The following is a 17404-nucleotide window of genomic DNA, read 5'->3' as shown; positions in this document are numbered from 1 at the left end:
CGCCGTCGGGCGACGTGAACGTAACAGCGTTGCAAGCGGCGCGAAAGTGCTTGCAGCAAAAAAGTGCAAGAGATCTCCGAAGTTATCCGTGCGTGACCTCCTGGCGACCGTCATGAGACGCTTGTTTACGGGGGCCGAGCGGTATCGGGCCGGTTGTGCAAGACTCTGCAAGCTCTTGCCGTCACTTTCTCGAGGGAGCGCGATGACGCAGCAGCCCGCGCCGGGCCGTCCAACAGGCCGTGCACGGCGCCCGATCGGTGTGCAAGGCGGCGGCCGACAGGTACAGTCCACCCCTGTGACCACACGGCTTGCCGACATCGCCGCCCAGGCGGGGGTGAGCGAAGCGACGGTCAGCCGCGTCCTCAACGGGAAGCCGGGCGTCGCCGCCACCACCCGACAGTCCGTACTCGCCGCCCTCGACGTCCTGGGCTACGAACGCCCCGTGCGGCTGCGGCAGCGCAGCGAGGGCCTGGTCGGCCTGATCACGCCGGAGCTGGAGAACCCGATATTCCCGGCGCTGGCCCAGGTCATCGGCCAGGCGCTGACGCGTCAGGGCTACACGCCGGTCCTCGCCACCCAGACCCCGGGCGGTTCCACGGAGGACGAGCTGACGGAGATGCTGGTCGACCGCGGGGTCGCCGGCATCATCTACGTCTCCGGGCTGCACGCCGACACCACCGCCGACATGCAGCGCTACGAACGGCTGCGCGCGCAGGGCGTGCCCTTCGTCCTCGTCGACGGTTTCTCGTCGAAGGTGCAGGCGCCGTTCATCTCCCCCGACGACCGCGCCGCGATGAGCCTGGCGGTCACGCACCTCGTCTCGCTCGGCCACACCCGCATCGGGCTGGCCCTCGGCCCGAAGCGGTTCGTGCCGGTGCAGCGCAAGATCGAGGGCTTCGTCCGCACGATCCAGGACCAACTGGATCTGAGTGCCGAGACCGTGGAGACGGATCTCGTCCAGCACTCCCTCTACACCCTGGAGGGCGGCCAGGCGGCGGCCACCGCTCTCATCGAGCGGAACTGCACGGCGGTGGTCTGCGCCAGCGACATGATGGCGCTGGGCGCCATACGGGCGGCCCGGCAGCGGGGCCTGGAGGTGCCCAAGGACTTCTCGGTCGTCGGCTTCGACGACTCGCCGCTGATCGCCTTCACCGACCCGCCGCTGACGACCGTCCGCAAGCCGGTCCCGGCGATGGGGCAGGCGGCGGTGCGCACGCTGCTGGAGGAGATCGGCGGAACGCCCGCGCCGCACAGCGAGTTCGTGTTCATGCCGGAGCTGGTGGTACGCGGCTCGACGGCGTCGGCGCCGGGCGAGCGCAACCGGTAGCCCTGCCCCCTCCTCCGCGAGGTGGCCGGATGCGGCCCGGATCCGACGGGGGGATGATCGGTGGGAGAGGGCTTTTCTGGCAGACTTCATGCCTATGGGTGACGCGACCGTGAGGACTTCGGAACGCCTGGGAGAGGGCGTTCCGCACCCCGTCACGGAGGAGACGGGGCGGGGCCCGCTGCGCCGGCTCCGCGCACCGCGCCGACCCCGGCTGTGGTTCGAGATCCTGCTGATCGCCGTCAGTTACTGGACGTACTCCCTCGTCCGGAACGCGGTACCGGAGCAGCGGACGCAGGCGCTGCGCAACGCGGACTGGATCTGGCGCGTCGAGCAGCAGCTCGGCATCGCCGTCGAGCAGACCGTCAACCACGCCGTGAACTCGGTGACTTGGCTGGTCGTCGGCATGAACTACTACTACGCCACGCTGCACTTCGTGGTGACCCTGGGTGTGCTGGTGTGGCTGTACCGCGGCCACCCCGGGCGGTACGCGGCGACCCGGCTCGTGCTCTTCGCGACGACGGGCGTCGCCCTGGTCGGTTACTACCTGTATCCGCTCGCCCCGCCCCGTCTGATGAACGGCGGGCACTTCATCGACACGGTGATGGTCCACGAGACGTGGGGCTCGATGGCGTCCGGCGACCTGAAGAACATGTCGAACCAGTACGCGGCGATGCCCTCGATGCACATCGGGTGGTCGGTGTGGTGCGGGCTGACCATCTTCGCGCTGGCCTCCGTGCCGTGGGTGCGGGTGCTGGGGCTGGTGTATCCGGCGCTGACCCTGGTCGTGATCGTCGCCACCGCCAACCACTTCTGGCTGGACGCGGTGGGCGGGGTGCTGTGTCTCGGGTTCGGGTACGCGGTGGCGGCCGCCTGGTACGGGGCGTTGCCGCATGCGCTGCCGCGGGTTGTGCCGGGGCCGGTGGAGCGGCGGGGGGCGTGGTTGCCCACGCGTGCGTGACGCCTGCCGGCGTTGACGCCGGGGCGGGCGCTGCGCGGCCCGGCGGTGCGGGGTGCCTCCTCCACAGCCCACCCGTACCGCCTGGGGGTACCTCCCAGGCCGTTCAGGCACTGAGGGAGGCGCGACTGCCCGCAGCGGCGTGGCGCGTACGCCTGCTCGGCGCGACTGCCCGCAGCCACCGCGTAGCGGCTACGCGTAGAACAGGTCCTCCACCACCGCCCGGGCCCGGCGGGCCGTGCGGCGGTACTCGTCGAGCATGTCGCCCGCGTGGCCCGGGCCGTGGCCCAGGTAGCGGCCCACCGCCGCCAGCTCCCGGGGGTCGGTCGGGAAGGTGTCGGCGGCCCGGCCGCGCACCAGCATCACCGCGTTGCGGACGCGCGTCGCCAGTACCCACGCCTCGTCGAGTGTCCCGGCGTTCTCCGCCGAGATGAGCCCGGCGTCGCAGGCGGCGGACAGGGCCTGGCGCGTCCGGGTGGTGCGCAGCCCCCGCTCCGCGTGCCCGTGCCGCAGCTGCATCAGCTGCACGGTCCACTCCACGTCGGACAGCCCGCCCGGCCCCAGCTTGGCGTGCAGCTTGGGGTCCGCGCCGCGCGGCAGCCGCTCGGACTCCATCCGGGCCTTGAGCCGCCGGATCTCCCGCACGGCGTCCTCCCCGAGCCCGTCCGCCGGGTACCGCAGCGGATCGACCAGCTCGGTGAACCGGCGCCCCAGGTCCGCGTCGCCGGCGACGAACTCGGCCCGCAGCAGCGCGTGCCGCTCCCACACCAGCGACCAGCGCCGGTAGTAGGCCTCGTACGACTTCAGGGTCCGCACCAGCGGGCCGGACTTGCCCTCGGGACGCAGGTCCGCGTCGATGAGGAGGGGCGGGTCGGCGCTGGGGACCTGGAGCAGGCGGCGCATCTCGGAGACGACCTTGTTCGCCGCGTCCGACGCCTCCCGTTCGTCGACCCCGTCCCGCGGCTCGTGCACGAACAGCACGTCCGCGTCCGAGCCGTAGCCCAGCTCGTGCCCGCCGAACCGGCCCATGCCGATGATCGCGAACCGGGTCGGCAGCGTGTCGCCCCAGCCCTCCCGTACGACGGCCCGGAGCGTGCCCGCCAGGGTCGCCGCCGTCAGGTCGGACACGGCGCCGCCGACCAGGTCCACCAGGGCGCCCTGGTCGGCCTCGACGGGCTGCGTCTCGGTGCCGTAGGAACCGACGATGTCCGCGGCCGCCGTACGGAACAGCTCCCGGCGCCGGACCCCGCGCGCCGCCGTGACCGCCTGCACCGCGCCGTCGGCCCGGCGGACCGCGGCGAGTGTCTCCTGCTCCAGCTGGAGCCGCCCGCGCGGCGCCAGCCCGCCGGCGTTGCCGTCCCCGAGCAGTGCGACGGCCTCGGGCGCCCGCATCAGCAGATCGGGGGCGAGCCGCCCGGCGGACAGCACCCGGGCGAGGTTCTCGGCCGCGGCACCCTCGTCCCGCAGCAGCCGCAGGTACCAGGGCGTCGTGCCGAGCGCGTCGGAGACCTTGCGGAAGTTGAGCAGGCCGGTGTCCGGGTCGGCCGAGTCGGCGAACCAGCCGAGCAGCACGGGCAGCAGGGTCCGCTGGATGGCCGCCTTGCGGGTGACGCCGGACGCCAGCGCCTCCAGGTGCCTGAGCGCGGCGGCCGGGTCGGCGTACCCGAGGGCGACCATCCGCTCCCGCGCCGCCTCGGGGCTCAGCCGGGCCTCGCCGGGCGCCAGCTGGGCGACGGCGTCGAGCAGCGGCCGGTAGAACAGCTTCTCGTGCAGCCGGCGTACGACGGACGCGTGCCGCTTCCACGCGCGCAGCAGCCCGGTGACCGGGTCGGTGCGCAAACCGAGGGAGCGGCCGAGACGCCGCAGGTCGGCCTCGTCCTCGGGGACGAGGTGGGTGCGCCGCAGCCGGTGGAGCTGGATGCGGTGCTCCATGGAACGCAGGAAGCGGTACGCCTCGTCGAGCTGGGCGGCGTCCGCCCGGCCCACGTACCCGCCCGCGGCGAGGGACTCCAGCGCGTCCAGCGTCGTACCGCTGTGCAGGGACGTGTCCGACCGCCCGTGCACCAGCTGGAGCAGCTGGACGGCGAACTCCACGTCCCTGAGCCCGCCCGGACCCAGTTTCAGCTGCCGGTCGACCTCGGCGACGGGGATGGTCTCCACCACCCGGCGGCGCATCTTCTGCACGTCCGGGACGAAGTTCTCGCGGTCGGCGGCCTGCCACACCAGCGGCTGGAGGGCGGCCACGTACTCGGCGCCGAGGCCGGGGTCGCCGGCCACCGGGCGGGCCTTGAGCAGCGCCTGGAACTCCCAGGTCTTGGCCCAGCGCTGGTAGTAGGCGAGGTGGCTGCTGAGGGTGCGCACCAGCGGGCCGTTGCGTCCCTCCGGGCGGAGGTTGGCGTCGACGGGCCAGATGGAGCCCTCGACGGTGGTCTCGGAGCAGATCCGCATCAGGTGCGAGGCGAGCGCGGTCGCGGCCCGCATCGCCCTGGCCTCGTCCTCCACCTCCTCCGCGGGCTCGCCCACGAAGATCACGTCCACGTCGGAGACGTAGTTCAGCTCGTGTCCCCCGCACTTGCCCATCGCGATCACCGCGAGCCGGCACAGCGCCGCCTCTTCGGGCGCGGCGGCCTCGGCGAGGGCGAGGGCGGCGCGCAGCGTGGCGGTGGCGAGGTCGGCCAGCTCGGCGGCGGTCTCGGCGACGTCGATGGTGCCGCACACGTCGCGGGCGGCGATGGACAGCAGGCAGCGCCGGTAGGCGACGCGCAGCGAGACCGGGTCGGTGGCCTCGGCGAGGCCGCGCTCGAACTCCGCCACCCCGCGGTGCAGGTCGCGCGGCTCGTAGGTGACCAGGGCCTGCCAGTCGCCGGCGTGCCGGGCGAGGTGGTCGGCGAGCGCCTCGGAGGCGCCGAGCACACCGAGGAGACGGTCGCGCAGCGGCTTGGCCGCTATCAGGGTGTCCAGCAGCTCCCGGCGGGCGGTGGGGTCGGGCTGCGCCTCCAGGAGCCGGACCAGTCCGTGCAGGGCGAGGTCCGGGTCGGCGGTGGCGCCCAGCGCCTCCAGCAGGACCGGGTCGCTGCGGACCGGTGCCAGCTCCACTCCGTCCAGCAGCCGCTCGGCGGCCGAGGGATCGGTGAAGCCGTGCCGCAGCAGCCGCGTGAAGGTACTGCTCCTGCGCCCCGGCGCCGTCATCTCGGCCTCCTGTCGGACCTGTGGGATGGACCTGTGGGATCAAGGTCGTACGGCCCGAGCGTAACCGGGGAGCAGCGCGGGGGCGCCGGGGCGTACCGCTCTCGCCCCCCGTTCCCGGCCTCCGGTGGACCGCTCCACACTCGTACGATATCTTGTACAAGCCGTGAAGGGAGGCACCGGTATGTCCATTACCGCAAGCGAAGCCCGTCAGAACCTGTTCCCCCTGATAGAGCAGGTCAACGAGGACCATGCCCCGGTGCACATCACCTCCCGCAAGGGCAACGCCGTGCTCATGTCCGAGGAGGACTTCACGGCCTGGACGGAGACGGTGCATCTCCTGCGTTCCCCCAAGAACGCCCGCCGCCTGCTCGACTCCATCGCCGAGGCCGAGTCCGGCGGCGCACGGCGGCGCGAGCTGATCGATCCGGACGCGGAGCGCCCGTGAAGATCACTTTCACGTCGCACGGCTGGGAGGACTACGTCCACTGGGCCGAGAGCGACCGGAAGGTGACCAAGCGGATCAACAAACTGATCACCGACATCACACGTGACCCGTTCAAGGGCATCGGCAAGCCGGAACCCCTGAAGGGCGACCTGTCGGGCTACTGGTCACGACGCATCGACGACACACACCGTCTGGTGTACAAGCCCGCCGATGGCGTCCTGGTCATCGTGCAGGCGCGGTACCACTACTGATACCGACATCGTGCTCGACAAGGACGTCGAAGGAGCCATGCCATGGACTTCACGCTCGAAGTGATCCCGCTGCCCGTGACCGACATCGACCGGTCCCGGGACTTCTACCGGGACAAGGTCGGCTTCCACGTCGACATCGACCAGGAGGTCATGCCGGGCATGCGCATCGTCCAGCTGACGCCGCCCGGCTCGGGCTGCTCCATCGCCCTCGGCGAGGCCATCTGGGACATGGCCCAGGGACAGACCACGCCGGCCCCCGGCTCGTACCAGGGACTCCAGCTGTGCGTCACCGACATCAAGGCGGCCCACGCGGAGCTGGTGGGGCGCGGCCTGGAGGTCTCCGAGCCGGTGCAGTACGCGCCGGACGACGGCGCCACGTTCATGTACTTCAAGGACCCGGACGGCAACGGCTGGGCGGTCCAGGAGTACCGCCGCCGGGCGACGGAGCCGCTGCACCAGCTGCTGGCAGACCAGAAGCGGCAGTCCTAGGGCCTGTCTGACAGGCCCTAGGAGGGTCGGTCGTTCGGATCAGCCGGCTCCCGCCACCGGTTGGTGATCGGGAGCCGGCGGTCCTTGCCGAAGCCCTTCGGCGAGATCTTGGTGCCCGGCGGGTACTGGCGCCGCTTGTACTCCGCGGTGTCGACCATGCGCAGCGTCCTCGTCACCAACTCCCGGTCGTACCCGGCGGCCACGATCTCGTCCGCGCCCCGGTCCCGGTCGACGTACAGCTCGAGGATCGCGTCCAGCACCGGGTAGTCCGGCAGCGAGTCCGTGTCGACCTGGCCCGGGCGCAGCTCCGCGCTCGGCGGCTTGGTGATCGAGTTCTCGGGGATCGGAGGGGCCTGACCGCGCGATTCGGCCGCCCGGTTGCGCCACTCGGCGAGGCGGAAGACGGACGTCTTGTACACGTCCTTGATGGGCCCGTACGCGCCGACCGAGTCGCCGTACAGCGTGGAGTACCCCACCGCCAGCTCCGACTTGTTGCCGGGCGCGAGCACGAGGTGGCCCTCCTGGTTGGAGATGGCCATCAGCAGCGTCCCGCGCAGCCGCGACTGGAGGTTCTCCTCCGCCAGCCCGGTCAGGTCCAGCGCCCCCATGTACGCGTCGAACATCGGCTCGATCGCCACGGTGCGGTAGTTCAGCCCGGTGCGCCGCGCCAGCTCCGCCGCGTCGTCCCGGGAGTGCCCGGAGGAGTACGTGGACGGCATCGAGACGCCGTACACGTTCTCCGCGCCGACCGCGTCGCAGGCGATCGCCGCGACCAGCGCGGAGTCGATGCCTCCGGACAGCCCGATCAGCACCGAGCGGAAGCCGTTCTTCGCGACGTACGCCCGCAGTCCGACGACGAGCGCCGAGTAGACCTCCTCGTCGTCGTCGAGCCGCTCCGCGTACCCGCCGGACAGCTCCGGCGGGTAGGCCGGCACCGGCTCCTCGGACAGCACGACCCGGTCGACGCGCAGGCCGTCGTCCACCACGCCGGTCGGCGCGTCCGCCTCGGCGGCCGGCAGGTCCAGGTCGACGACCACGCAGCTCTCGGAGAACTGCGGCGCCCGCGCCACGACCTCCCCGTCCCGGTCGACCACGATCGAGTCGCCGTCGAAGACCAGCTCGTCCTGCCCGCCGGTCATCGCGAGGTAGGCGGTCGTGCACCCGGCCTCCCGGGCGCGCCCGCGCACCAGTTCCAGCCGGGTGTCGTCCTTGTCGCGCTCGTACGGCGAGGCGTTGACGGAGAGCAGCAGCCCGGCCCGCGCCGAGCGAGCGGCCGGCACCCGGCCGCCGTCCTGCCACAGGTCCTCGCAGATGGCCAGCGCCACGTCGACACCGCGCACCCGCACCACCGGCATGGTGTCGCCGGGCACGAAGTAGCGGAACTCGTCGAAGACGCCGTAGTTGGGCAGGTGGTGCTTGGCGAAGCTCAGCACCACCTCGCCGCCGTACAGCACGGCCGCCGCGTTCTGCGGGGCGCCGGCCGGCTGGCCGTACTTCGGCTGGGCGGTCGCGGAGCGGTCGAGGTAGCCGACGACCACCGGCAGCGTGCCGAAGCCCTCCCGCGCCAGACGCGCCGCCAGCGAGCGCAGGGCCGCGCGGGACGCCTCCACGAAGGACGGCCTGAGCGCCAGGTCCTCGACGGGATACCCGGTCAGGACCATCTCCGGGAACGCCACCAGGTGCGCTCCCCGCTCGGCCGAGTGCCGGGTCCAGCGGACGACCGACTCCGCGTTCGAGGCGATGTCGCCGACACACGAGTCGATCTGGTTCAGGGCGAGTCGTAGTTGAGGCACCCGCACAGTCTAATCGTCAGAACGACGCGATGGGGTGGCGTGCCGGTACCCGCCTCAGGTCCGCGGCTTCGCGCCCCGCTCCGTCAGCAGGTCCGCCATCAGCCGGATCTCCGACTCCTGCGACTCGACCATCCCCTGCGCCAGCCGCTTCTCCACCCCGACCGTGCACCTGTCGGCGCACCCCTGGGCCATGTGGACGCCGCCCTTGTGATGCTCGGTCATGAGCTGGAGGTAGTAGACCTCCGCCCGCTTCCCGTCGAGCGCGGCCAGTTTCTCCATCTCGGCGTCGGTGGCCATCCCCGGCATCAGCGAGCCCTCCCCCGCCGACGGCATGTCGCCCATGCCCATCCAGCTCATCGGCGGGTCGGACGACACCTTCGGCAGCCCCCACAGGTCGAGCCAGCCGATCATCATGCCGCGCTGGTTGGCCTGGGTCTGCGCGATGTCGTACGCGAGGCGCCGCACCTCCTCGTCCTTGGTGCGGTCGCGCACGATGTACGACATCTCCACGGCCTGCTGGTGGTGCACCGACATGTCCCGCGCGAAGCCGGCGTCCGCGGAGTCGGCCGTCGGGACCCGGCCCGCGCCGTCGTCCCCGGCGACGGCGTAGGTGATGCCGCCGGCCGCGACGAGGGCCGCGGCGGCGGCCCCCGCGATCCAGCCGGCCCGTTTCGGTGTCACTGCGACAGGCCGTTCGTGCAGGCGGCACCCGGCTCCGGGGTCTGCTCGCCCTGCACGAACTTCTCGAAGAACTTGTCCACGTTCGGGTCGTCGGCGCCCGTCACCGTGCGCTGGTGGCCCCAGGCGGTGAGCATGATCGGGTCCTTCTGCTTGTCGTCCGGGCTCATCAGCGAGTACGGCGTCTTCTTCACCTTCGCCGCCAGCTTCTCCACGTCGGCCTTGGGCGCCTTGTCGGTGTACGTCACCCAGACGGCGCCGTGCTCCAGCGAGTGCACGGCGTTCTCGTTCTCCAGCGGCTTGGTGTAGACGTCGCCGTTGCAGTTCATCCAGACCTGGTTGTGGTCGCCGCCGACCGGGGGCTCGGCCGGGTAGGACACCTTCTTGGTGACGTGGTTGCGGGACAGGTCCCCCTTCCAGGTCCGCACCCCGTCCGCCCCGGCGACGAACTTGCCGGAGGTCTTGCCGTCCGACGCCGTGGCGTCGTCGGAGTCGCCGGACTGCGACCGGACGAGGACGACACCGCCGACGACGAGACCGGCGACGACCACGGCGCTGACCGCGATGGTGAGGATCCGGTTCCGGCGGTCGCGGGCCTCCTCGGCGCGCCGCATCTCGGCTATGCGTGTCTGTCGCGCCGTGTTGCTGCTCTTCTTGGCGGAACCCATGGGGTGTGCCCTTCTGGGAAAAGGGGGGCGGTGGAGTCCGCTGATCGTAATGGCGGAGGAGGGCTGAATCGTAGGGAGATCACAGGATCCGTCGCGGTGGGAGTCCAGGAATGGCCCGATCGAACAGGTGGCCTCTACGCTGCGGGGAGAGCCGGTGGGCCGATCGAGGCCCGCAACGCGTACGAAACCGTGCTGTGGTGTGATGCTCAGGTGCCCGACCGCCTCCCGCCGTACCGGAGACAGGCGGCCTGACCAGCAAGGATGGGGAAGCGGAAGATGGACAAGCAGCAGGAGTTCGTGATCCGGACGCTGGAGGAGCGCGACATCCGGTTCGTACGCCTGTGGTTCACGGACGTACTGGGCTTCCTCAAGTCCGTCGCCGTGGCCCCGGCGGAGCTGGAGCAGGCCTTCGACGAGGGCATCGGTTTCGACGGCTCGGCGATCGAGGGCTTCGCCCGGGTCTACGAGTCCGACATGATCGCCAAGCCGGACCCCTCCACCTTCCAGGTCCTGCCCTGGCGCGCGGAGGCCCCCGGCACGGCCCGCATGTTCTGCGACATCCTCATGCCGGACGGTTCCCCGTCCTTCGCCGACCCGCGCTACGTCCTCAAGCGCGCCCTGGCCCGCACCTCCGATCTGGGCTTCACCTTCTACACCCACCCGGAGATCGAGTTCTTCCTGCTGAAGGACAAGCCCGTCGACGGCACGGTCCCCACCCCCGCCGACAACTCCGGCTACTTCGACCACACCCCGCAGAACATCGGCATGGACTTCCGCCGCCAGGCGATCACCATGCTGGAGTCGATGGGCATCTCGGTCGAGTTCTCCCACCACGAGGGCGCCCCCGGCCAGCAGGAGATCGACCTGCGCTACGCAGACGCGCTCTCCACGGCCGACAACATCATGACCTTCCGCCTGGTCATGAAGCAGGTCGCACTGGAGCAGGGCCTCCAGGCCACCTTCATGCCGAAGCCGTTCTCGGAGTTCCCCGGCTCGGGCATGCACTCGCACCTGTCCCTCTTCGAAGGCGACCGCAACGCCTTCTACGAGTCCGGCGCCGAGTACCAGCTCTCCAAGGTCGGCCGCTCCTTCATCGCGGGCCTGCTGCGGCACGCGGCGGAGATCTCGGCGGTCACCAACCAGTGGGTGAACAGCTACAAGCGCATCTGGGGCGGCTCCGAGCGCACGGCGGGCGCCGGCGGCGAGGCCCCCTCCTACATCTGCTGGGGCCACAACAACCGCTCGGCCCTGGTCCGCGTCCCCATGTACAAGCCTGGCAAGACCGGCTCGGCCCGCGTCGAGGTCCGCTCCATCGACTCCGGCGCCAACCCGTACCTGACCTACGCCGTCCTCCTCGCCGCCGGTCTCAAGGGCATCGAGGAGGGCTACGAACTCCCGCCGGGCGCCGAGGACGACGTCTGGGCCCTGTCCGACTCGGAACGCCGCGCACTGGGCATCGAGCCCCTCCCCCAGAACCTCGGCGAGGCCCTCGCCCTGATGGAACGCAGCGACCTGGTCGCCGAAACCCTCGGCGAGCACGTCTTCGACTTCTTCCTCCGCAACAAGCGGCAGGAGTGGGAGGAGTACCGGTCCCAGGTGACGGCGTTCGAGCTGCGGAAGTCGTTGCCTGTGCTGTGACGCTCCGCTGGAGGTGGGGTCGACGGGTCACGCCGACCCTTCGACCCCACCGACTCGCCTGCTGACGGCTCAGACGTGCGGGACTTCCTCGACCACCTTTTCCCCGAACCGCCACGAGCCCCGGTTGCCCAGTGCCTCCGCGCGCAGGCCCCTCTCCTCCTGCTCCTCCCGCGTGGTGGCGGTGCCGGTAGCGCGCTGGTACACCCTGCTCATGCCGCCCGGCCGCTTCCTCTCGTCGCGTCGCCCGGCGGCATCCGATCCGCGCCATGTCATCCACCCGACGGCACCCAGCGCGGCGAGGGCCGGCGCCCCCGCGCCGAACAGCTCACCAGTGGCATCCACCTGTCCCGGCGTCCGGGGTCGAAGCGTGCCCTCGGGATCCTCGATCACGGTGAGCACCTGACCGACGTCGTAGAGATCGGACGTCGTCTCCATATCGGGCCCAGGCACGCGAGAGCCGTCTTCCCTCCGCAGCTCGTAATGGGAGTGGCGGGCCTTGCGTCCCTGCGCCGGGTCAAGCCTCTCCTTCACGACCGTGGCAGTGACTCTCTCACCACGATGCTGAAGCGTGAGGTCGTCGCGCGCCAGGTCGAACACGTACACCGACATCACGGACGTGATCACGACGAAGAGGGCCGCATACGTGCTCGACTCACGCGCCCCGAGCCTCCGGATCAGCACAACGAGCAGCAGCCCGTGCAGGATCCACAGAGCGATCCGAGCGAAAGGCCCGGGCCCGTCCACGAGGAGGAACATCGCCGCGATCACCACGAGCACGTAGCAGCCGATACCGGCCGCCAGCAGTGCGGGATGCCTCGCACGCCTCCTGCGCGCCTCCTCCCCATCCTGCCGCGCGCTGATCATGCTCGTTGCTCCATTCCTCCGGTGTCCTCGGCCCGTCACCCAGCACGAGCCCCTGGCGTGTTACTCCCCCTGAACCGGCCGCCGGCCCGGGGCCGACCCCGAAAATCCCTCGGACCTGCACACCGTTCATCGCTCGGTCGCACGGAAAGGGCGTGGTGGAGGCGGATTGGGCCGGCTGGGCGGATCGCAGCTCGGGAGGACTCTCATACCGGCGGGTAGCGTGAAGACGGGGGCTCGTTCCGTGACCGGATTCGCACACAGATGGACGTGGCGGCGCCGGGCGAGAACCCTCAACCTCGCGCGGATGGTCGGCCGTTCAGCAGCGTGCTTTGATCAGTGCGCGGCACGCCGGTGATCGGGTCCGGACTCCCCCAACTCCGTATTCCGGGCGTGCGTGCCTCACCGCTCCCATTTCGTTCGCACGAAAGGAAAGACCTGCCATGAACCTCGTCCCCCAGGTCGAAACGGCTGAAATCTCCGACGCGGACCTGGACCAGGTGTCCGGCGGCAACATCGGCGTCGACGCCGGCGCGGCCGTCATAACGACCGCTGGCTCGGTCGGCGCCGGTCTCTACGCGGAGGCCGGCCCGTTCGCCATCGGTGCCGGTCTCGGCGGCTCCGCGTCGCTCGGCGGCGCCACGGCGCAGGGCCACGCGCACACGACCATGGTCTGAGCCGTACGGCTGACGCGCGTGTGAGGCCCCGGACCACTGCGTCCGGGGCTTCTCACTTGCCGGTGTCCGCCACGAACGCGGCCCACATGGCCGGGGCCACGGCCAGGCGGGGGCCGTCGGGGTGCTTGGAGTCGCGGACGTGGATGGTCGCGGGGGTTATCGCCACCTCGACGCGGTCGTTGCCGTCTCCGCTACTGCTGTAGCTGCTCTTGAACCAGTGATTCACGTCTCCCCCAGCACTTGTTCGATGAAGGCCAAGGACTCCTTGGCGGGCAGGGCTTCGGCGCGGTTGGCACCGTAGCGCAGTTCAAGAATCCGCAGTTGACGGAGATCGGTGACGGGTCGGCTGTCATAGGTGTTGTCAGCCCGGCCGACCGCTGTACCGTCACTGAACTTGAGCACCTGGATTCGCCCGCCCGTTCCTGGGTGGTCGCCACGCGAGGTCGGCATCACCTGGATATCGACATGCCGCAGCCGCGCCACCTCCAGCAGGTGTTCGAGCTGCTTGCGCAGCACCGCCCTCCTGCCAATGGGCCGCCTCACGGCGCAGTTTCAGTTGGCGCCCTACCGCAGTGATGACGGCTGCACCCCACCCGTCGTCCGGGTCGACTTCCCAACCCGACCCGTCCACCCTGCCGTCCACCGACATCCGCACCCCTCCGCCCTACGCGTCGTATCGCGACGTGCGTCACGGTAGGGGCGCGGAACACGGTGAGCGGTCGGATCGCGTCGGTCACACCCCCAGGGGTGACATCACCGGCGTACGGCCTCCGCCGCCTCCGGCACGTGACTCGCGACCACGCGCTCGCGTCCGGCGGCGGCAGGGCGCCGGTCCACCGCCCACGCCGCGCCCGCGACGCCCAGGCCGAGGACCGCCAGCCCCGCGCCCGCCGTCGCCGGGGACGTGGCGCCGAAGCCCGCCGCGAGGGCGAGGCCGCCGATCCAGGCGCCGCCGGCGTTGGCGAGGTTGAAGGCGGCCTGGTTGGCCGAGGAGGCCAGGGAGGGGGCCGCGGCGGCCTTCTCCATGACCATCAGCTGGAGGGGCGAGCCGGTGATGAAGGCGGCCATGCCGAGCAGGGCCACGGCGAGGGCCGCGCTGGCCTCCGTGCGCATCAGGAGCGGGAAGAGGGCGAGGACCACGACCAGCGAGGCGAGGCCGCCGAAGAGGGTGCCCCGCAGGGAGTGGTCGGCCAGGCGGCCGCCCAGCAGGTTGCCCGCGGTGGCGCCGACTCCGAAGAGGGCCAGCAGCAGCGTCACGCTGGCCTCGGCGAATCCGGCGGCGTCCGTGAGCATCGGGGTGATGTAGCTGTACGCGGAGAAGAGCGCGCCGAAGCCCGCGACCGTCGTACCGAGCGCCAGCCAGACGGGGACGGAGCGCAGGGCGGCCAGTTCGCCGCGCAGGCCGGTGGTGGGGGCGGGGGCGTGGTCGCGGGGTACCAGGGCGACCAGCGCCGCTATCGCCGCGACGCCGATCGCGCTCACGCCGAGGAAGGTCGCCCGCCAGCCGAGCTGCTGGCCCATGGCCGTGGCCGCGGGCACGCCGACGATGTTGGCGACGGTCAGGCCCAGGAACATCAGGGAGACGGAGCGGGCCTTGCGTTCCGGCGCGACCATGCCGGTGGCGACCACCGCGCCGACGCCGAAGAAGGCACCGTGCGGCAGGCCGCTGACGAAGCGGGCGGCGAGGAGGGAGACCTCGCCGGGGGCGAACGCCGACAGGGCGTTTCCGATCACGAACAACGCCATCAGGGCGATGAGGACCGTGCGGCGGGACATCCGCGCGGTCGCCGCGGCGAGCAGCGGTGCGCCGATGACGACGCCGAGCGCGTAGGCCGAGACCAGGTGGCCCGCGGCGGGGATCGAGATGTGCAGGTCGTCCGCGACTTCGGGCAGCAGGCCCATCATCACGAACTCGGTCGTACCGATGCCGAAGGCGCCCACGGCAAGGGCGAGCAGGGCCAGGGGCATGAAGGGTCTCGCCTTTCGAGAGCGGAGGTGCGTACGGGACTTCTTCGCTATGTTCCCGTACGGAACAAAGCCTCTCAGGCCGAGTATTCCGTGAGGTGACGCGTGGGTTTCCGGCAGTCGCCCATACGGGGCTGACCAGGGACTTTCAGGACGCCGTTGTGTCGACCCTCACACGCGCGGCGATCGGGAGATGGTCGCTGCCGGTCGCCGGGAGGGTCCAGCTGGTCGTCGGTTCCACGCCGCTCACCAGAATCTGGTCGATGCGGGCCATCGGGAAGGACGCCGGCCAGCTGAAGCCGAAGCCGTCGCCCACGGCGCCCTGCGGGGAGCGCATCTGGGAGGTGATCGCGGTGAGCGCGCGGTCGTTCATGGTGCCGTTGAGGTCGCCGAGCAGGATCTTGCGGGGCAGCTTCTCGTCGGCGATGGCCTCACCGAGGGCCTCGGCGCTCTTGTCCCGCTGCCGGGCGGTGAAACCGGCCTCCAGCTTCACCCGTACGGAGGGCAGGTGGGCGACGTACACCGCGACCGGCCCGGACGGGGTGGCGACGGTGGCGCGCATCGCCCGCTTCCAGCCCAGTTCGATGTCGACCGCCTGCACGCCACTGAGCGGGTACTTGCTCCACAGGCCGACGGTGCCGACGACCGCATGATGGGGGTACTTCGCCGCGAGTGCCTTCTCGTACGTCGGTACGGCGGACGCCTTCAGTTCCTCCAGGGCCATCACGTCCGCGCCGGCGGCGGCCACGGCGCGGGCGGTGCCGGCCGGGTCGGCGTTGTCGGCGTTGACGTTGTGCGTGGCCACCGTGAGGTCGCCGCCGGTGCCGGTCTTGTCGAAGAGCAGGCCGCCGAAGAGGTTGAACCACACGGCAATCGGCAGCAGGAGCGCGATCAGCGCCGTCGCCGACTTGCGGGCGAGGGCGATCACCAGGAGCACCGGGACCAGCAGGCCGAACCACGGCAGGAAGGTCTCCGTGAGGCTGCCGAGGTTGCCGATGGCGTTCGGGATGCGCGAGTGGCCCGCCATGACGACGGCCAGGACGACGGCCACCACGGCGGTGACCAGGCCCCGGCGCCAGATCCGCGGGTCGCCGCGCCAGCCGGTGACCGCCCGGTCGAACAGGCGCCGAATCCGGGTCTCCCGGCGCTCGGGCCCCGAGCCGCCGCTGTCCGTCTCCGTCATGTACGCCTGCTGCGCCATACCGTCGCCTCACAACCTGCCGTGCAACACCGTCGCCCCCTGTGACTCAGCACCCTAGGGGATGATCGGTTCCGAACCCGCCGTCCTGTGACGGCCGTACTGGCACGAGGACGTACGAGTCGGCGTCCGGAGTTCCGAACAACGTCGACACGGGCCGCTCTGTGACACAACGAGCACATTCGCCCCCTCCCCTACCCCCGGGTGCGGCCGGTGTCGAGGGTCCCCTAGCCGCCAAGACGCTCGAGGTGCCACCATGGAGGGGATCCGGGGACACCGTCAGGGTGCCTCGAGATGACATGAAGGAGCCGTTGCCATGACGCAGCTTTCGGCTGCCCCGACGCCTCAGCGCACGCCCTCCGACGGGAGCAAGGCGCTGTACGGGGGCAAGAGCAACCGTCGCATCACCGTCCGGGACATCGCCGCCGCCAAGGAGCGCGGCGAGAAGTGGCCCATGCTCACCGCCTACGACGCGATGACCGCGTCCGTCTTCGACGAGGCCGGCATCCCGGTCATGCTCGTCGGCGACTCAGCGGGCAACTGCCACCTCGGCTACGAGACCACCGTCCCCGTCACGCTGGACGAGATGACCATGCTCTCGGCCGCGGTCGTCCGGGGCACCAGCCGCGCCCTGATCGTCGGCGACCTGCCCTTCGGTTCCTACCAGGAGGGTCCGGTGCAGGCGCTGCGCTCGGCGACCCGGCTCGTGAAGGAGGCGGGCGTGGGGGCCGTGAAGCTGGAGGGCGGTGAGCGGTCGCACGAGCAGATCCGGCTGCTCGTCGAGTCCGGCATTCCCGTGATGGCGCACATCGGCCTCACCCCGCAGTCCGTCAACACCATGGGCTACCGCGTGCAGGGCCGGGGCGAGGAGGCGGCCCAGCAGCTGCTGCGCGACGCCAAGGCGGTGCAGGACGCGGGCGCCTTCGCGGTCGTCCTGGAGCTGGTGCCGGCCGAGCTGGCCGCCGAGGTGACACGGACGCTGCACATCCCGACGGTCGGTATCGGCGCGGGTCCGGAGACGGACGCGCAGGTGCTGGTGTGGACCGACATGCTCGGGCTGACCGGCGGCCGGATGCCGAAGTTCGTCAAGCAGTACGCCGACCTGCGCCAGGTCATCGGCGGCGCGGCGAAGGCGTTCGCCGAGGACGTCGTCGGCGGAACGTTCCCGCAGGAGGAGCACTCCGTGCACTGAGCCACCGCGGTACGACACCGGCCCCGCCGATCTTCCCCCGTCGGCGGGGCCGGTGCTTTTCGCGGGCTCCCTTCCCCC

Annotated in this window: 16 protein-coding genes and 1 pseudogene; 8 read left to right on the top strand and 9 right to left on the bottom strand. The window is 71.1% G+C overall.

Going from position 1 to position 17404, the window contains the following annotated elements:
* Nucleotides 1-295: 295 nt before the first annotated feature.
* Complete coding sequence (locus RI578_RS28180) at nt 296-1327, top strand: LacI family DNA-binding transcriptional regulator (protein WP_310873691.1); 1032 nt, start codon at nt 296-298, stop codon at nt 1325-1327.
* 94 nt (nt 1328-1421) lie between these two features.
* Nucleotides 1422-2285, top strand: coding sequence for a phosphatase PAP2 family protein (locus tag RI578_RS28175; protein ID WP_310873690.1), 864 nt, complete (start codon nt 1422-1424; stop codon nt 2283-2285).
* 189 nt (nt 2286-2474) lie between these two features.
* Here RI578_RS28175 and RI578_RS28170 read toward each other — a convergent pair whose 3' ends face one another.
* A complete protein-coding gene (locus RI578_RS28170; RefSeq protein WP_310873689.1) occupies nt 2475-5471 on the bottom strand; it encodes a bifunctional [glutamine synthetase] adenylyltransferase/[glutamine synthetase]-adenylyl-L-tyrosine phosphorylase in 2997 nt (998 codons plus the stop codon).
* A 181-nt stretch (nt 5472-5652) separates the two neighbouring features.
* Between RI578_RS28170 and RI578_RS28165 the strand changes: the two genes are divergently transcribed.
* The 3 genes from RI578_RS28165 to RI578_RS28155 are packed head-to-tail and all read left to right on the top strand — an operon-like array spanning nt 5653 to nt 6656.
* Entirely contained in the window at nt 5653-5916 is a 264-nt protein-coding gene (locus RI578_RS28165) for a type II toxin-antitoxin system prevent-host-death family antitoxin (protein WP_310873688.1), read from the top strand.
* Complete coding sequence (locus RI578_RS28160; RefSeq protein WP_310873687.1) at nt 5913-6167, top strand: Txe/YoeB family addiction module toxin; 255 nt, start codon at nt 5913-5915, stop codon at nt 6165-6167. The genes RI578_RS28165 and RI578_RS28160 overlap by 4 nt, the downstream gene beginning before the upstream one ends.
* 42 nt (nt 6168-6209) lie before the next feature.
* Entirely contained in the window at nt 6210-6656 is a 447-nt protein-coding gene (locus tag RI578_RS28155) for a VOC family protein (RefSeq protein WP_310873686.1), read from the top strand.
* Between the two features lie 17 nt (nt 6657-6673).
* Here the strand turns inward: RI578_RS28155 and RI578_RS28150 are convergent, their stop codons facing one another.
* The 3 genes from RI578_RS28150 to RI578_RS28140 are packed head-to-tail and all read right to left on the bottom strand — an operon-like array spanning nt 6674 to nt 9795.
* The gene (locus RI578_RS28150; RefSeq protein ID WP_310873685.1) at nt 6674-8449 is read right to left on the bottom strand and encodes an NAD+ synthase; all 1776 of its coding nucleotides are present in this window, start codon (nt 8447-8449) and stop codon (nt 6674-6676) included.
* A gap of 54 nt (nt 8450-8503) precedes the next feature.
* On the bottom strand, nt 8504-9130 hold the full coding sequence (locus tag RI578_RS28145) for a DUF305 domain-containing protein (RefSeq protein ID WP_310873684.1): 627 nt from the start codon (nt 9128-9130) through the stop codon (nt 8504-8506).
* Nucleotides 9127-9795, bottom strand: a complete 669-nt coding sequence (locus RI578_RS28140) for a DUF3105 domain-containing protein (RefSeq protein WP_310873683.1) — start codon at nt 9793-9795, stop codon at nt 9127-9129. The genes RI578_RS28145 and RI578_RS28140 overlap by 4 nt, the downstream gene beginning before the upstream one ends.
* 276 nt (nt 9796-10071) lie before the next feature.
* On the opposite strand from RI578_RS28140, the gene glnA reads away from it, so the two are divergent.
* A complete protein-coding gene (gene glnA / locus RI578_RS28135; RefSeq protein WP_310873682.1) occupies nt 10072-11433 on the top strand; it encodes a type I glutamate--ammonia ligase in 1362 nt (453 codons plus the stop codon).
* Nucleotides 11434-11502: 69 nt separating this feature from the next.
* On the opposite strand, the gene RI578_RS28130 is transcribed toward glnA, so the two are convergent.
* The gene (locus tag RI578_RS28130) at nt 11503-12297 is read right to left on the bottom strand and encodes a hypothetical protein (protein ID WP_310873681.1); all 795 of its coding nucleotides are present in this window, start codon (nt 12295-12297) and stop codon (nt 11503-11505) included.
* A gap of 440 nt (nt 12298-12737) precedes the next feature.
* Between RI578_RS28130 and RI578_RS28125 the strand changes: the two genes are divergently transcribed.
* Nucleotides 12738-12971 carry a hypothetical protein gene (locus tag RI578_RS28125; protein WP_310873680.1) on the top strand — a complete coding sequence of 78 codons (234 nt, stop codon included), beginning with the start codon at nt 12738-12740 and terminating at the stop codon, nt 12969-12971.
* Nucleotides 12972-13023: 52 nt separating this feature from the next.
* On the opposite strand, the gene RI578_RS28120 is transcribed toward RI578_RS28125, so the two are convergent.
* The 4 genes and pseudogenes from RI578_RS28120 to RI578_RS28105 all read right to left on the bottom strand — a co-directional run bounded on the left by RI578_RS28120 (nt 13024) and on the right by RI578_RS28105 (nt 16137).
* Nucleotides 13024-13197, bottom strand: a complete 174-nt coding sequence (locus tag RI578_RS28120) for a DUF397 domain-containing protein (protein WP_310873679.1) — start codon at nt 13195-13197, stop codon at nt 13024-13026.
* Nucleotides 13194-13514 (bottom strand): annotated as a pseudogene (locus tag RI578_RS28115) (Scr1 family TA system antitoxin-like transcriptional regulator); the annotation flags it as partial. The gene RI578_RS28120 and the pseudogene RI578_RS28115, both read right to left, overlap by 4 nt.
* A 210-nt stretch (nt 13515-13724) precedes the next feature.
* Nucleotides 13725-14939, bottom strand: coding sequence for an MFS transporter (locus tag RI578_RS28110; protein WP_310873678.1), 1215 nt, complete (start codon nt 14937-14939; stop codon nt 13725-13727).
* 145 nt (nt 14940-15084) lie between these two features.
* Nucleotides 15085-16137: an endonuclease/exonuclease/phosphatase family protein gene (locus tag RI578_RS28105; RefSeq protein ID WP_310873677.1), complete on the bottom strand. Its 1053-nt coding sequence runs from the start codon at nt 16135-16137 to the stop codon at nt 15085-15087.
* Nucleotides 16138-16450: 313 nt separating this feature from the next.
* Between RI578_RS28105 and panB the strand changes: the two genes are divergently transcribed.
* The gene (panB, locus tag RI578_RS28100; protein ID WP_310873676.1) at nt 16451-17326 is read left to right on the top strand and encodes a 3-methyl-2-oxobutanoate hydroxymethyltransferase; all 876 of its coding nucleotides are present in this window, start codon (nt 16451-16453) and stop codon (nt 17324-17326) included.
* Nucleotides 17327-17404: the final 78 nt, after the last annotated feature.

Origin of the sequence: Streptomyces sp. BB1-1-1 (assembly GCF_031597775.1) — a bacterium.
In the GTDB taxonomy this organism is placed as follows: domain Bacteria; phylum Actinomycetota; class Actinomycetes; order Streptomycetales; family Streptomycetaceae; genus Streptomyces; species Streptomyces thinghirensis.
The sequence above is the reverse complement of the archived record's forward strand: the minus strand, read 5'-3'. Positions and strand labels throughout refer to the sequence as shown.

Bases quoted from the DNA above. Each gene is read 5' to 3' on its own strand.
- RI578_RS28175 (WP_310873690.1), top strand. From the start codon at position 1,422: ATGGGTGACGCGACCGTGAGGACTTCGGAACGCCTGGGAGAGGGCGTT.
- RI578_RS28170 (WP_310873689.1), bottom strand. From the start codon at position 5,471: ATGACGGCGCCGGGGCGCAGGAGCAGTACCTTCACGCGGCTGCTGCGG.
- RI578_RS28165 (WP_310873688.1), top strand. From the start codon at position 5,653: ATGTCCATTACCGCAAGCGAAGCCCGTCAGAACCTGTTCCCCCTGATA.
- RI578_RS28155 (WP_310873686.1), top strand. From the start codon at position 6,210: ATGGACTTCACGCTCGAAGTGATCCCGCTGCCCGTGACCGACATCGAC.
- RI578_RS28140 (WP_310873683.1), bottom strand. From the start codon at position 9,795: ATGGGTTCCGCCAAGAAGAGCAGCAACACGGCGCGACAGACACGCATA.
- glnA (WP_310873682.1), top strand. From the start codon at position 10,072: ATGGACAAGCAGCAGGAGTTCGTGATCCGGACGCTGGAGGAGCGCGAC.
- RI578_RS28130 (WP_310873681.1), bottom strand. From the start codon at position 12,297: ATGATCAGCGCGCGGCAGGATGGGGAGGAGGCGCGCAGGAGGCGTGCG.
- RI578_RS28125 (WP_310873680.1), top strand. From the start codon at position 12,738: ATGAACCTCGTCCCCCAGGTCGAAACGGCTGAAATCTCCGACGCGGAC.
- RI578_RS28110 (WP_310873678.1), bottom strand. From the start codon at position 14,939: ATGCCCCTGGCCCTGCTCGCCCTTGCCGTGGGCGCCTTCGGCATCGGT.
- RI578_RS28105 (WP_310873677.1), bottom strand. From the start codon at position 16,137: ATGGCGCAGCAGGCGTACATGACGGAGACGGACAGCGGCGGCTCGGGG.
- panB (WP_310873676.1), top strand. From the start codon at position 16,451: ATGACGCAGCTTTCGGCTGCCCCGACGCCTCAGCGCACGCCCTCCGAC.